12 protein-coding genes are annotated in these 12,329 nt (G+C 71.6%); 4 read left to right on the top strand and 8 right to left on the bottom strand.

The genetic code is table 11. From position 1 onward, the window contains the following. Positions 1–15 precede the first annotated feature (15 nt). The gene (locus tag OG933_RS11670; RefSeq protein ID WP_405626935.1) at positions 16–945 is read left to right on the top strand and encodes an ATP-binding cassette domain-containing protein; all 930 of its coding nucleotides are present in this window, start codon (positions 16–18) and stop codon (positions 943–945) included. A 446-nt stretch (positions 946–1,391) separates the two neighbouring features. On the opposite strand, the gene OG933_RS11665 is transcribed toward OG933_RS11670, so the two are convergent. The 8 genes from OG933_RS11665 to zapE form a co-directional block, all read right to left on the bottom strand. Continuing rightward, positions 1,392–1,580 (bottom strand): hypothetical protein, encoded by a 189-nt coding sequence (locus OG933_RS11665; RefSeq protein ID WP_405626933.1) that lies wholly within the window; start codon positions 1,578–1,580, stop codon positions 1,392–1,394. Between the two features lie 110 nt (positions 1,581–1,690). Then, entirely contained in the window at positions 1,691–2,545 is an 855-nt protein-coding gene (locus tag OG933_RS11660; protein WP_405626930.1) for a polysaccharide deacetylase family protein, read from the bottom strand. A gap of 305 nt (positions 2,546–2,850) precedes the next feature. Further along, positions 2,851–4,224, bottom strand: coding sequence for a PhoX family protein (locus OG933_RS11655; protein WP_054243369.1), 1,374 nt, complete (start codon positions 4,222–4,224; stop codon positions 2,851–2,853). Positions 4,225–4,314: 90 nt separating this feature from the next. Next, positions 4,315–5,199, bottom strand: coding sequence for a slipin family protein (locus tag OG933_RS11650; protein WP_405626928.1), 885 nt, complete (start codon positions 5,197–5,199; stop codon positions 4,315–4,317). 127 nt (positions 5,200–5,326) lie between these two features. After that, the gene (locus tag OG933_RS11645) at positions 5,327–6,817 is read right to left on the bottom strand and encodes a SulP family inorganic anion transporter (RefSeq protein ID WP_362535857.1); all 1,491 of its coding nucleotides are present in this window, start codon (positions 6,815–6,817) and stop codon (positions 5,327–5,329) included. A gap of 8 nt (positions 6,818–6,825) precedes the next feature. After that, positions 6,826–7,407 carry a carbonic anhydrase gene (locus OG933_RS11640; RefSeq protein ID WP_171400094.1) on the bottom strand — a complete coding sequence of 194 codons (582 nt, stop codon included), beginning with the start codon at positions 7,405–7,407 and terminating at the stop codon, positions 6,826–6,828. A 90-nt stretch (positions 7,408–7,497) separates the two neighbouring features. Beyond that, the gene (locus OG933_RS11635; RefSeq protein ID WP_362535824.1) at positions 7,498–7,911 is read right to left on the bottom strand and encodes a hypothetical protein; all 414 of its coding nucleotides are present in this window, start codon (positions 7,909–7,911) and stop codon (positions 7,498–7,500) included. Positions 7,912–8,094: 183 nt separating this feature from the next. Next, positions 8,095–9,201 (bottom strand): cell division protein ZapE, encoded by a 1,107-nt coding sequence (gene zapE, locus OG933_RS11630; protein ID WP_405626924.1) that lies wholly within the window; start codon positions 9,199–9,201, stop codon positions 8,095–8,097. Between the two features lie 37 nt (positions 9,202–9,238). Between zapE and OG933_RS11625 the strand changes: the two genes are divergently transcribed. The 3 genes from OG933_RS11625 (at position 9,239) to murC (ending at position 12,329) form a co-directional block, all read left to right on the top strand. Further along, the gene (locus tag OG933_RS11625; RefSeq protein ID WP_200839838.1) at positions 9,239–10,078 is read left to right on the top strand and encodes a pyrimidine reductase family protein; all 840 of its coding nucleotides are present in this window, start codon (positions 9,239–9,241) and stop codon (positions 10,076–10,078) included. A 190-nt stretch (positions 10,079–10,268) separates the two neighbouring features. Next, positions 10,269–10,742: an indole-3-glycerol phosphate synthase gene (locus tag OG933_RS11620; RefSeq protein WP_362535819.1), complete on the top strand. Its 474-nt coding sequence runs from the start codon at positions 10,269–10,271 to the stop codon at positions 10,740–10,742. 201 nt (positions 10,743–10,943) lie between these two features. After that, positions 10,944–12,329 carry a UDP-N-acetylmuramate--L-alanine ligase gene (gene murC, locus OG933_RS11615; RefSeq protein ID WP_405626921.1) on the top strand — a complete coding sequence of 462 codons (1,386 nt, stop codon included), beginning with the start codon at positions 10,944–10,946 and terminating at the stop codon, positions 12,327–12,329.

The raw sequence follows: 12,329 nt of genomic DNA, 5'->3' as shown, positions 1-12,329 counted from the left end.
GAAAGGACGGTCCGCATGCCACGTGAGCTACGGCTGGAGGCCGTGGGCCGCCGCTACGGCGTGCGCGGCCCCTGGGTGTTCCGCGACGTGCACCTGAACCCGGCGCCCACCACCCTCACCCGCATCGAGGGCCCCAACGGCACCGGGAAGTCCACCCTGCTCCGTCTGCTCGCCCGCATCGACGCCCCGACCGAGGGCAAGGTCACCGGCGCCCCCCGAACCGCGTACGTTCCCGAACGTTTCCCCGCCGCCCTCCCCTTCACCGCCCTCGGCTACCTCACCCACCTCGGCGCGGTCCACGGCCTGTCCCGTACGGCGGCCGGGCGTGCCGCGGGCGACTGGCTGGACCGCTTCGGCGCCACCGCGCATGCCCACACAGGTCAGCCGCTGCTGGACTCGCTCGGCTACACGGCGGCGTTCCTGCTGCCCGTCGCCGCCTGGCTGGTGCGGATCTGCGTCAGCAACGAGCCCCCGGCCGCCCGCACCGTCGTCGCGGCGGCGGTCGGACCGGGGCGGGCGCATCTGGCCTGTGTCCTGGTCGCGCTGACCACGGCCGTCGTGCTCGGTACGACGGCGACGGTGATGGTCACGCTCATCAGCGACCCGGTCGGCAGCGACCACGACAAGCGCGTACCGGTCCTGGAAGCCGCTGGCGCCGGACTGCTCGCCGTCCTGACCTGCGCCCTGCTCGGCGCGGCCGTGGGCGCGCTCACCGCCTGGCCCGTGCTGCGCTCGCCCGGCCGCGCGGTCCCCGCACTGCTGCTGGCGGCCCTGCTGGCGCTGGTGGTAAGCGGTTCCCCGGCGCAGGCGGCGGTGAGCGGCCTGGTCAGCGGCTCCCAGTCGGCGACCGTCCACATGCCGCTCCTGCCCGTGGCCGCGGCAGCCCTGCTGAGCGCGGCAGCGACAGCCGTGGCGTGCGCGCTCACGTCACGTCGATCGCCGTGAGGAGGCCGGTGTGAGGAGACCGCTGTGGGAGACCGCATGTGGGAGACCGCCGTGAGGAGGGGGGAGGTCGGGGAAGCGGTTACGCGGTTTTCACAGCAGCAAAAAGAACGGGCGTCGGTGATGTGCCCAGGTAACCGATTGCGGGGTCGGCGAGCGGACGCCCGTCGGTAACCGATTACGTGTCGATGAGACGACCACGCGCCGGTAACCGATTTCGCGTCCGTGCGGCGATCACGCGCCGGTAAGCGATCTCGAATCAGCGACCGAGCGCCCGTCGGCAGCCCGCCCGCCCGCCAGCAACCGGTTACCTGCGGCCGGGCAACCGGTTGTCTGCCGGAAAGTAACCGCTTGTGCGGAGCAAGCGGTCTCGCGAGCGAACGGCCACCGCGAGCAACGCGCACTCCGAGCAACGCGCACTCCGAGCAACGCGCACTTCGGGGAACCGGTTACCCCGAGCACGCAGTCCGCTGCGCCTCTTGCCATTCGCACACCGGGCACAGCGTGATCCCCTTGTACGACTGCGGATACTCCGTCGCCTTCCGGCACAGCACGCACTCCGCGTACGGCGGCCCGTCGGCCTTCGGGGGCGTGGTCGCGTCGATCAGGCAGTACTCCCGGTCACTGTCGTCGCTCATCCCTCCAGCGTACGTAAGCGATGACGACGTACGAGTCGCGGGCCGACCGACGTGCGAGGGGCGCGGCGTCCACGTGGCCTGCGGGGTCGGGTCGGTCGGGCGTACGGGGCTCACCGTCGTCCGCTCGCCGCCCCGATCAGTTCGGACACCTTCACGAACCGGTACCCCTGACGGCGCAGCTCCGGCACGATCGCCCGCACCGCCCGCTCGGTCGTCGGGGCGGCGCTGCGCGTGCAGTGCATGACGACGACGGAGCCGGGCCGGACCCCCTCCAGCACCTGCCGGGCCACCGCGTCCGCGTCGGTCGCGAACGCGTCCCCGCTCACCACGTCCCACTGCACCGCGGTCACGCCCATGCCGCTCACCGCGCGCAGCGCCCGCCGGTCGTAGCAGCCGCCGGGGAAACGGAAGTAAGGCATCGCGTCCGGCACCCCGGCCTTGCGGAAGGCCGTGAACGCCCGCTCCACGTCCGCGCGCATCCTGTCCTCGGGGACGGTCGGCAGGCCGTAGCAGTCGTCGGTGAAGGCGTAGTGGCTGTAGGAGTGGTTGGCGACCTCGAAGCCCGGGTCGTGGCCGAGGGAGCGGGCCTGGTCCGGGTACTCCTCGGCCCAGCGGCCGGTCATGAACACGGTGGCCGGCACCTTCAGCGCGCGCAGTGCCGCGATCAGCCCCGGGTTGTCGAAGTGCTCGCCGGCCGCCGCGCGGGCTCCCTGGTCGGCGGTCATGTCGGCGTCGAAGGTGAGAGCGACTCTCTTGTCGGCGGTGCGGGGCGCGTTGCTGAACACGGGGGTGAGACCGGCCGGACCGGGGGCCAGCGTGGGAGGCCGGGTGGGGGGAAGGGAAGCGTGCGCGGGGGCGGCCGGACGCGCGGCGGGTGGTGTGTGGGGGGTGCCGCAGGCGGTGAGGGGTGCGACCGCGGCCCCGAGAGCGCAGAGAGCGACGAGGCGGCGTACGGGAAGGATCATCGTATGAAGTTATGAGGGTTGTGCTGGCATTTGTTGCGATAAATGACCGTGCCTCTGGTCGTTCACCCGCCCGGGCTCTCGGTCCCCGGGAAGTGCCCGGGCAGGCGGGGACGCGGAATGTTCGCCTCGCCGGTGCTTCCCGCGACGTCACGCCGGAACCGACCGGGCCGGGAGTGCCCCGCCGCAGGCCGCACGCCGCACGCGGGACGCCGCAGGCCGGACGCCGCACGCCGCACGCGGGACGCCGCAGGCCGGACGCGCCGGTGGGGCCCCGCAGCGGCGGGGCCCCACCTCGCGGATCCGGACTAGCGCCGCCAGGGCCCCGTGACGGCGAAGGTCGTCCCCGGGGTGTAGCAGTTGACGTACATCGTGTCGCCGTCGGGGGAGAAGGTGACGCCGGCGAACTCGCCCCACTCGGGGGCCTGCGGCGTTCCGATGTTCTGGCGGCCCCGCGCCATCGCGTACACCTCGCCGCCCCTGGTCACGCCGAAGACGTGCTGGGCGCCGTTGCCGTCCTCGCAGACCATCAGGCCGCCGCTGGGCGCCAGGCAGATGTTGTCCGGGGACTCGCCCGGAAGCTGGATGTCCGTGTCCGGGCCGAAGACGATGACGAGGGTGAGGCGGCGGAGCTTGGGGTCGTACCGCCAGATCTGGCCGAAGTGATCGGCCGCCGAGCCGTCCGCGCCGCGCGCGAACGACGACACGAAGTACACGCACCGCCCGCCCCAGTAACAGCCCTCGAGCTTCTGGGCGTGGGTGATGCCCTTCGGGCCGAAGTCCTGGAGACGGACCGGGGTTTCGACGGCGAGGGGGTCCGGTACGTCGACCCACTCGATGCCGTCGAAGGTGGCGCCGGTCTCCTGGATCGAGGACAGGTCCGGCACGCCGGGAACGCGCATCGCCTGGAGGCGGCCGCCCGCGCGCAGCGAGCCCGCCCCGCCCAGTGGTTTCTTCGGGAGAAAGCGGTAGAAAAGGCCGAACGGCTCCAGAAACGCGTCCTCGGTTTCGTAAACGATTCCGAGACGCGGGTCGACGGCGATCGCCTCGTGCTGGAAGCGGCCCATCGCGGTCAGCGGGACGGCCCCGCTGCGGCGCGGGTCGGACGGGTCGACCTCGAAGATGAAGCCGTGATCCTTTGTGTAACCGTTTGTGCCGGCTTTGTCCTCGGTCTCCTCGCAGGTCAGCCAGGTGTGCCACGGGGTGGGCCCGCCCGCGCAGTTGACGGCCGTACCGGCGATGGCCACCCGCTCGGCGAGCACGTTGTTCCGGGAGTCCAGCGTCAGGGCGGTACAGCCGCCCTTGCCCGCCGGGTCGTAGGTCAGACCTTCGACCGTGGGGACGGGGAACTTCGCCGTGGGGCGGTTCTCGTGGTTGCGGACCAGGTGGACGCGACCGCCCCGGCCGGGCAGGGCCGTCATGCCGTCGTGGTTCGAGGGCACCGGGCCCTCGCCGGAGCGCAGCGGGTCGCCCTCGCGGGACAGGACCCGGTAGCGGAAGTGCGCGGGAAGGTCGAGCAGGCCGTCCTTGTCGGGTACGAGAGGGCCGTAGCCGTCGTGGCCGAGGCTCTGCGCGGCGGCGGTGCCCGCGAAGAGGTCGGAGAGGGCGCCGGTGAACGCGATGCTCGCGCCCACTCCCAGGGCGCCGGTACCGGCGAGGATCTGACGTCGTGTCGCAGACATGGGGAAACCTTCCTGCTGGCGGACAGGAACTGTGATCCCGCTGTGTCTATCACCCGGAGTGCGCCCCGGGAACCACGCGCGTAGCTCGTGTCACTCCTCCACATCCTTCGGGGAGGGCGGCGGTGCAGGCGGCAGCGGCGGTTGTTGCTGCGGTTGTTGCTGTGGCTGTTGCTGTGGCTGTTGCGGTGATTCTTGCTGTGGCTGTTGTGGGAGCGGTTGCTGGGCCTTTTCCAGGAAGCGCAGCAGCTCCACCGGGAACGGCAGGACGAGGGTGGAGTTCTTCTCGGCGGCGACCGCCACGACCGTCTGGAGCAGCCGCAGCTGGAGCGCGGCGGGCTGCTCGGACATCTCCTTCGCCGCCTCGGCGAGCTTCTTCGACGCCTGGAGCTCGGCGTCGGCGTTGATGATCCGGGCCCGCCGCTCACGGTCGGCCTCGGCCTGCCGGGCCATCGACCGCTTCATCGTGTCCGGCAGGGAGACGTCCTTGATCTCCACCCGGTCGATCTGCACGCCCCAGCCGATGGCGGGGCTGTCGATCATCAGCTCCAGGCCCTCGTTGAGCTTCTCCCGGTTCGACAGCAGGTCGTCCAGCTCACTCTTGCCGATGATCGAACGCAGCGAGGTCTGGGCCATCTGCGAGACGGCGAAACGGTAGTCCTCGACGTTGATGATCGCGGCGGCGGCGTCCACCACCCGGAAGTACACCACCGCGTCGACCCGTACGGTCACGTTGTCGCGGGTGATGCCCTCCTGGGCGGGGATGGGCATCGTCACGATCTGCATGTTGACCTTGCGCAACCGGTCCACGGCCGGGACGACCAGGGTGAACCCCGGTTGGCGGACCTCGCCGCGCAGCCGGCCGAGCCGGAGGACGACCCCGCGTTCGTACTGCTTGACGACCCGCGCCGCCGCCCCTACGTACACGAGGCCTCCGGCGGCGACCGCCGCGGCCGCGCCCAGCAGCTCCTGGAGCATGACGACCTCCTCGGCGAGAGGCCCGTAAGAGCGTTTCCGTCTGTTTCTGCCTGCCCTGTAACGATATGCCCGCTGTCCGGCCCGGGGCCACGCCCCGAGTCCCGGGCCGGACAGCGCGTGGGGCGGGCTACACGGTCGTCACCGGTTCCGTGACCTTCACCGGCTCCGTGCCGACCGCGCTGTGCCGTTCGGCCCAGGTCTCCAGCGCCGTACGGCAGGCGTGGTCGAGGTGGTGCAGACCCGAGAGGTCCAGCTCGACGGGGCGGTCCTGCGGGAGGGCCTCCAGGCTGTCGAGGATCTTCGGCAGCCGCAGGAACGTCGCGTTGCCCGACAGATACGCCTGGACGGGGCCGGCGCCCTTGTCGACGACCTCCAGCCTGATGTGCGAGGCCTCCCAGGCCGTCTTGGCGACGGCCAGCGCGAGACCGATCAGAACACCCTCGAACATGCTGACCGCGACGATCGACACGGCCGTGACGACCAGGATCAGCGCCTCGCCGCGGTGCTCGCGCCACAGACCCACGATCGCCCGCACGGGCACGAGCTTGGCGCCCGCGTGCACGAGGATGCCGGCCAGCGCCGGGATGGGTATGTACGCCAGCACGTTCGGCAGCAGGGCCGCGAACAGCAGCAGCCACACGCCGTGCAGGACGCGCGACGCCTTGGTCCGCGCGCCCGCCTGCACGTTGGCCGCGCTGCGCACGATCACCGCGGTCATCGGCAGCGCGCCGAGCGCCCCGCAGATCGCGTTGCCCGCGCCCTGTGCCATCAGCTCCTTGTCGTACTCGGTACGCGGACCGTCGTGCAGCCGGTCCACCGCGGCCGCGCTGAACAGCGACTCGGCGGACGCGATCAGGGTGAACGCGACGATCGTGCCGAGCAGGCCGACGTGTGCCAGCTCGCCGAAGGAGCTCAGCGACGGCGGCTGGACGGAACCGAGGAGGCCCTGCACCTCGACGGTGGCCACGGGCAGGTTCAGCAGCAGGGCGGCGAGTGTGGCCAGGCCCACCGCGGCGAGCGGTCCGGGCACCGTACGCACCTTCGCCGGCAACCGCTTCCACAACACGAGCACCGCGATGGTGCCGGCGCCGATCGCGAGCGAGGCCAGCGCGGACGTACTGCCGACCGCGTCCACGACGGCCCCGGGCAGTCCGGCGATCTTCCCGAGGCCGGACGACGGCGCCTTGGCGCCCGCCATCGCGTACAGCTGACCGGCGATCAGCACCAGGCCGATTCCGGCCAGCATGCCCTCGACGACCGAGACCGAGATGGCCCGGAAGTAGCGGCCCAGTTTCAGGGCGCCCATGGCGAGCTGGAGGACGCCCGTCGCGAGGACGATCACTCCGAGGGCGGGCAGGCCGAACTCCTGCACCGCCTCGAAGACCAGCACGGTCAGTCCGGCCGCCGGACCGGACACCTGGAGGGAACTGCCCCGCAGCAGACCGGTGACGAGGCCGCCGACGATGCCGGTGACGAGCCCCAGCTCGGCCGGCACGCCGGAGGCCACGGCCACGCCCACGCACAGCGGCAGCGCGACCAGGAAGACGACGAGAGAGGCGGCGAAGTCCTGCTTGAGGTGGGGGAACCGGGATATTCGCCCGGCGGGCTGCTGGTCCATCGCGGCGCTCACAGGGCCTCGAATCCGTCGGTGTCGACACGGTGCTCGCGTACGGCACCGGTGTGCACCTCGTAGTACCAGCCGCGCACCCGCAGCCGGCCGTCGGCCAGCCGCTTCTCCACGCACGGGTAGGAGCGCAGCCGCAGCAACTGGGCGAGTACATGGTTCTGCACCGCCCGCATGACCGTGGGGTCGTCGGGGTCGGCGGTCCCCGGTTCGTCCGCGGCGTGCGCGAGCCAGTCGCGTACGGCGGGGACGCCGTCGAGGTCGTCGCCGCGCACCAGCGCGCCGACGGCACCGCAGTGCGAGTGGCCGCAGACGACGACGTCCTGGACGCCGAGCACCTCCACGGCGTACTCGATGGTGGCCGCCTCGCCGGTGGGGCGGTCGGAGCCGTAGGGGGGAACGATGTTGCCCGCGGTGCGCAGCTCGAAGAGCTCGCCGGGACGGGCGCCCGTGATCAGGGCGGGAACGACCCGCGAGTCGGAGCAGGTGATGAACAGGACCTGGGGGGACTGGCCGTCTGCGAGTTTGGCGAACTCCTCAGGGCGCTGTCCGAACGTACGGGCGTTGTCGATGAGGGGCTGCATGACGTGGTGACTCCTCCTGGCGCGCCGTGGGGGCGCGTCGGATGTGCAGGACACAGGACAGGTGGGGGACTGCTGTTCTGCTCTGCTCTCTCAGCAGCGGAAGACCTGGAGTGCCGCCGGGGAGTGGGCCGCCGAGGATCTCGACGAGCGGTGGTAGGGGTCGCCGGGCCGGGGCGGCTGATGCGCGGCCGCGGGATCCTGCGCCAGCAGCGCGCGCTCGGGCTCCTGGGGTGTCGAGGCGGCCGGCGCGGAGGTGGTGGCGCGGTGGCGGTCGCGGGTGCGCAGCGGGTCGACGGGGCCGCCGGAGCGGCCGCAGTCGCGGAACGTGACGACCTCGTCGCGCATCGATTTGCCGGAGTGTTTGATTCCGGGCTGGGTCTTGGCCTCGACCTGACGCACTGTGTGCGCGTGTGCGAAGGATGACGTAGGTGCGAAGAACGGGAGGGCGAGCAGGACGGCGGCGAGGACCGAAAGGACGGTCCGGGTCGTCGCACCTCGGAACATGCGCCCCCCTTCGGTCGGTTCGCGTTTCTAGTCCAGACCAACGGTTGGTCAACCACTGGTCAAGAAACACGTTAACCCTGCAAGGTTGTTTGCAGGGTTAACTCGACGTTGCGAGATGAAGTGCGCCTCAAAAGGGAGGGATTCTTGGCGCGAACCGACTCTTGACCTGGCGGCCAAGATCGTTTATTGGGGCTCGACGAGCCGTTTGGCGTCGCGGGCCAGCGCGGTGAGCCGGGAGATCGCGCGGAAGTACTTCTTGCGGTAGCCGCCGTTCAGCATCTCCTCGCTGAACAGCCGGTCGAAGGGGAGCCCGGAGGCCAGGACCGGGACCTCGCGGTCGTAGAGCCGGTCGGCCAGGACCACCAGCCGCAGAGCCGTGGACTGGTCGGGCACCGCCCCCACGTCCGTGAGGCAGACCGCCTTCAGGCCATCCGTCAGCGCGCCGTAGCGGCTCGGGTGGACCTTGGCGAGGTGCTCCAGCAGATGCGGGAAGTCGTCGAGCGAGGCGCCCTCGGTGGCGTAGGCCGCCTTCGTCACCTGCTCGTCGGAGTACGGCGCCGGCGCGTCGGGCAGACCGCGGTGGCGGTAGTCCTCGCCGTCGATGCGCAGCGCGCGGAAGTGCGCCGACAGGCCCTGGATCTCGCGCAGGAAGTCGGCGGACGCGAACCGGCCCTCGCCGAGCTTGCCCGGGAGCGTGTTGGAAGTGGCGGCGAGCGCGACGCCCGCCTCGACCAGCTTGCCGAGCAGCGTCGAGACGAGGACGGTGTCGCCCGGGTCGTCCAGCTCGAACTCGTCGATGCACAGCAGCCGGTGCCCGGAGAGGGTCCGTACCGTCTGCTGGAAGCCGAGGGCGCCGACCAGGTTGGTCAGCTCGACGAAGGTGCCGAAGGCCTTGAGGGCGGGCTCCGCCGGGGTGGCGTGCCACAGGGACGCCAGCAGGTGCGTCTTGCCGACGCCGTAGCCGCCGTCCAGATAGACGCCGCGCGGCCCGGCGGGGACCTTGGGCGCCTTGGACCTGCCGAGGCCGAGGAACCCCCGCCTGGCGCCGCCGGCGGCGTGCGCTCCGCCGAGTCCGGTCGCGAACCCCTCCAGGACGCCGACCGCCTCGGTCTGGCTGGGCTGGTTCGGATCCGGGATGTAGGTGCTGAAGCGGACCGAGTCGAAGCGTGGCGGCGGCACCATCTCGGCGACCAGCCGGTCCGCGGGGACGTGCGGCTGGCGGGTGCAGAGGGACACCGGGGCCGCGTCGGCTATCGGGCTGAGGCCGGGGGCTGGGGAGGAGGACGACACGGTTCCCCATGCTACGGGGCGTGCCAGACTGCCTGGCATGCGACGGCTGTTCCCTGTGACCGACCAGACAGTGACGACCGACTCCGGCGGCAGGCCGCTCGGGGCCCCCGGCGAGGGCGGCGGCGAAGGGGGTGGAGCGGCCCAGGATCGCGAGTGGAGCCTCGACGAGCTCGCCGACGCCTACGCGTACCCCGAGCCCGGACCCGGTGAGCCGGGGCCCTGGCTGCGGGCCAACATGGTGTCCACGCTCGACGGCGCCGCCCAGCACGACGGGCGCTCCCAGCCCATCTCCACCGCCACCGACATGCGGATCTTCGGCACGCTGCGCGGGCTCGCGGACGTGGTGGTCGTGGGCGCGGAAACGGTACGTCTGGAGGGGTACCGTCCCGCACGCGCGCGTGCCGAGTTTGCGGCGCGGCGCGAGGCGGCCGGGCAGGGTCCCGCGCCGGCCGTCGCGGTGGTCACCGCGAGCCTCGACCTCGACTTCTCGCTCCCGCTCTTCACCTCGCCGCTGGTCCCCACCCTGATCCTGACCGGCGCCGCGGCGGCCCCCGACAGGGTCGCGGCCGCGGAGAAGGCGGGCGCGCGCGTGGTGATCGCCGGTGACGGCATGGGCGTCGAGCCGGACCGGGCCGTACGGGCGCTCGCCGAGCTCGGGCACACCCGGCTGCTGACGGAGGGCGGGCCCCGGCTGCTGGGCCAGTTCGTGGCCGCCGGAGTGCTCGACGAGCTCTGTCTGACCGTCTCCCCGATGCTCGCCGTCGGCGACGCGCAGCGGATCGCGGGCGGGCCGTCGGTCGCGGTTCCGCGGCGATTCGCACTGGTCTCCCTCCTGGAGGAGGAGGGTTTCCTGTTCAGTAGGTATCGACGGCCGTGATGCGGATAGGAGTTCGATCGTCACCGTCGGCCCGGAAAGGGCGGAATCAACCGTTCCGTTTGGCGTCCGGCGGGCACACTGAATCTCGCAGTCCCCGTGCGCACACGGGGAAGGATGGTTTCCGCAGGGCCGCCGACGGCCCACGGAGGAGAGAGGGCCACGGGGGTCCTCGAAGGAGAATGGGGCGCTGGTGTTCACAAGCGTTTTGATGATCGAGAAGGCCCTGACGTCCGCCGACGTGGAGTTCGTCAGCACCTTGCACGGCGACGAGCCGGTCACTTTCCAGGTGCTGCTCCAGCCGCGCGGCGACCAGGCGGACCGCTTGCTGCGGGCCATCGACGACGTGGCTCTCGGCGAACTGGACGAGGCCGCACGGGAGGGCGAGACGCCCGAGGGCGACGAGGCGAAGGGGTTCGGCGTACGGGCCCTGGAGGTGTCCTTGCAGGCTCTGCGCGTGGCGGGCCACGACGCGGTCGGACGCCTCGTCGAGGACCATCCGCTGGACGCGCTGAAGTCCCTGGTGGCGGAGGTGGGGGCGGACGAGGTGATCGTGCTGACCGACCCCCACTACGTCGAGGAGTTCTTCCACCGGGACTGGGCCTCCCGGGCGCGGCACAAGGTGGGAGTCCCGGTGCTGAAACTCTTCTCCCACAGCAAGGCCTGAGCGGACTCCTGTCATGGGACTCCCGTGATGGGACTCCTGTGATGGGTCGGTGCGGGTGCGCTGTGTCCGCTCGTGTCCGCTCGTGTCCGCGCCGCGCGGTCGTCCGTCGATACGGCCCGCGCCCCTGAGTGGGTGCGGTGAGCCTCGCGCAATAGGGTGGGGGCGCACCGAACCGTCGTAGCGCACCCTGGGAGAACACGCATGGCACCCGGCCTTCCTACCGCCATGGACCGACCGCACTTCATCGGCATTGGTGGGGCGGGGATGTCGGGGATCGCGAAGATCCTGGCTCAGCGCGGCGCGAAGGTGGCCGGCAGCGACGCCAAGGAGTCCGAGACCGCGGCGGCGCTGCGGGCGCTCGGGGCGACCGTGCACATCGGTCATGCCGCCGACCATCTGGCCGACGACGCCAGCTGTGTCGTCGTGTCGTCGGCGATCCGCGCGGACAACCCGGAGCTGGCCCGCGCGGCTGAGCTGGGGATCCCCGTGGTCCACCGCTCGGACGCGCTCGCCCGGCTGATGGACGGGACGCGCCCGATCGCCGTCGCGGGCACCCACGGCAAGACGACCACCACGTCCATGCTCGCGGTGTCGCTGTCCGAGCTGGGCCTCAACCCCTCGTACGCGATCGGCGGCGACCTGGACGCGCCCGGTTCCAACGCGCTGCACGGCGAGGGCGAGATCTTCGTCGCCGAGGCGGACGAATCGGACCGCAGCTTCCACAAGTACGCGCCCGAGGTCGCCATCGTCCTCAACGTCGAGCTGGACCACCACGCGAACTACGCCTCGATGGACGAGATCTACGCGTCCTTCGAGACCTTCGCCCAGAAGATCGTGCCCGGCGGCACCCTGGTGATCGCCGCCGACCACGAGGGCGCGCGGGAGCTGACCCGACGGGTCGAGGGCGTGCGGGTGGTGACGTACGGGGAGGCCGAGGACGCCGACGTGCGGGTGCTGTCCGTCGTCCCGCAGGGGCTGAAGAGCGAGGTGACCGTGCTGCTCGACGGCCAGCAGCTCACCTTCACGGTCTCCGTGCCCGGCCGCCACTACGCGCACAACGCCGTCGCCGCGCTGGCCGCGGGCGTCGCCCTGGGCGTCCCGGCCGCGGAACTGGCCCCCGCCCTGGCCGCGTACACGGGCGTCAAGCGCCGGCTCCAGCTCAAGGGCGAGGCGGCGGGCGTCCAGGTCATCGACTCCTACGCCCACCACCCGACGGAGATGACGGCCGACCTGGAGGCGATGCGCGCGGCGGTCGGTGACGCCCGCATCCTCGTCCTCTTCCAGCCGCACCTGTTCTCCAGGACCCAGGAACTCGGCATGGAGATGGGGCAGGCGCTGACCCTCGCGGACGCCTCCGTCGTTCTCGACATCTACCCCGCGCGCGAGGACCCGATCCCGGGCGTGACCAGCGAGCTGATCATCGACGCGGCCCGGGCGGCGGGCGCGGACGTGACCGCGGTGCACGACAAGGACCTGGCACCGGGGGTCGTGGCGGGAATGGCGAAGGCGGGTGATCTCGTTCTCACCATGGGCGCGGGTGACGTGACGGACCTGGGCCCGCGCATTCTGGACCGTCTTTCCCAGTAA

This window comes from Streptomyces sp. NBC_00016 (assembly GCF_045040885.1).
Lineage (GTDB): Bacteria > Actinomycetota > Actinomycetes > Streptomycetales > Streptomycetaceae > Streptomyces > Streptomyces coriariae.
This window is presented reverse-complemented; position numbering and strand designations above follow the sequence as displayed.